Here is a 1,904-nt window from a genome sequence, read left to right as displayed (position 1 = left end):
CACTATTGGAGGGCATGGAGCACTTAAGTATCTGGTAACAGATCTTCAAGTGGTAGTATAAATTCAAAAATAAGACCATAAGCATTCGAAGAATATTTGTGTTAAAATGCTAGTCTGTTAGATAGTAAGTGAGAGGAATATATATGAATCAAATGCAAACTAAAACACCAAAAAATCTCTTTACAAACCTAATCAGTCTCATTAAAGGGAAAGTCTTTGTTATCAATGTGCTCTGTGTTGGCAGGATATTTTTTATCTTCGCATATCAATCATCTTCCACTTGCTGAACATATTGTCTCATTCTTTGTTACATTAATAGGAAGTGCCGTTGTCATTGCTGGTGCTTTAATGTTGAATAATTGGTACGAAGCTGATTTAGATAAACTAATGGAGCGAACTAAAAAAAGACCAAGTGCTACTGGAGAGTTCAGCAAGAAGTTTGTTTTAACTTTAGGAGTTACAACAAGTATAATAGGATTTTTAATATTGCTTTTTACTAATGCCGAAGTGTTACTATTTTCATTCATTGGTTGGTTTTTTTATGTGGTCTTGTACACATTTTGGAGCAAACAAAAATACTCATGGAACACGATTATTGGTGCCGTATCAGGATGCGTAACACCGTTAATCGGTTGGTCTGTGTTATCTAGCAGTTTTCAACTTATTCCTATGATGATGGCACTCATCGTATTCATTTGGCAAATGCCCCATACTTATTCCATCGCCATACGAAGATTTGATGATTACAAACGGGCAGGATTCGCCATGTTACCTGTTGTATCAGGCATCAAGAAAACGAAAATCCATCTTCTATTTTATCTTATCTGTTTGATTCCAATACCATTCTTCATGAAATCTCTTGGTTTCTTTTTCATCGGATTTATGACACTTTTAAATATCGGATGGATAGGTTTATCTTTAAGCGGATTTACTACACAAAACGAAGAACATTGGGCTAAACAGATGTTTAAATATTCCGTTATTCATATGATGTTATTTCTTATATCTATTATCGTGATGTCAATTTAAAAAGGACCCTGCCTCAAGGGTTCTTTTTATTTCTTCACTCTATATCCTAAAGTTTGTTCATTGACCAAAATTAAGGATGGTTTTTACAAAACAAACTCCCTTCTTAATCTTGTTATTTGAATCAAAAAGAAATAGATTCGTTCTTGAAGAAACCTGCCCTGTTAGGTCCTGCAAAAAACCATTTTGAACTTTTGGATGATCTATTTTATCGTTTTTGTCAAAATCAATAATCATTGCTTGGTCCCATTATTTAATAGGTTAAACATCTCTTAATATTTATCCACCAGTTACTTTTCCTTCCTTATATCTGCTGTACTTTTGCAACTCCTAATGCAAAATGATTCCATAGTACATTCTCTATAAACTCAGCTTGAGACTCTTCACAATCAATAATAAGAATAATCTCAGAATGCTTCCCTTTTAACAATATTTTTTTCTTATTTACAACCAATTCAGTATAAAGGCGAATGGCAATTCCGAGAACAAACCCACTAAATGCACCTATAAGCCCCCAATAAATGGGCCCCCATGATAATTTAAATCCAATACTCGCACCAATAACAGAAAAGGCAGTGGCAAGTGCCATTCCTATATCAATCATTGAAGTACCATCAGAACGATGAAGGGTATCAAAAAACTTTCGCTCCTCTGTACGATTGTCTAGTGGCACTGCATATATATTTTCTTTTTTTACCCCCTTTCTTTCTAAGCATGTAATGGCCATTTCTAAATAGGAGGTCGTTTCAAAGGTCGAAAAAATTTGTATACTCATCACTTTACTTTTTGTCCTTTTAGTATTTTAAACCCCATAGGTTGGTAATTCCCCTTCAAATGTCTCCTTAATTCCTTTTCAAAAAGTTTATTATTTTCAACTG

The 1,904-nt window shown here is 33.8% G+C and carries 2 protein-coding genes; one reads left to right on the top strand and one right to left on the bottom strand.

Features of this window, described 5'->3' with window-relative positions:
* The first annotated feature begins 237 nt into the window (after positions 1-237).
* Positions 238-1,029 carry a heme o synthase gene (gene cyoE / locus TY15_RS22915; protein ID WP_179301683.1) on the top strand — a complete coding sequence of 264 codons (792 nt, stop codon included), beginning with the start codon at positions 238-240 and terminating at the stop codon, positions 1,027-1,029.
* Positions 1,030-1,330: 301 nt separating this feature from the next.
* On the opposite strand, the gene TY15_RS22910 is transcribed toward cyoE, so the two are convergent.
* On the bottom strand, positions 1,331-1,795 hold the full coding sequence (locus TY15_RS22910) for a hypothetical protein (RefSeq protein ID WP_040203606.1): 465 nt from the start codon (positions 1,793-1,795) through the stop codon (positions 1,331-1,333).
* Positions 1,796-1,904 lie beyond the last annotated feature (109 nt).

Source organism: Neobacillus jeddahensis, from assembly GCF_000612625.1.
Classification (GTDB): domain Bacteria; phylum Bacillota; class Bacilli; order Bacillales; family Cytobacillaceae; genus Neobacillus; species Neobacillus jeddahensis.
Note: the sequence above shows the minus strand (reverse complement) of the source record. Positions and strands in the feature narration are given on the sequence as shown.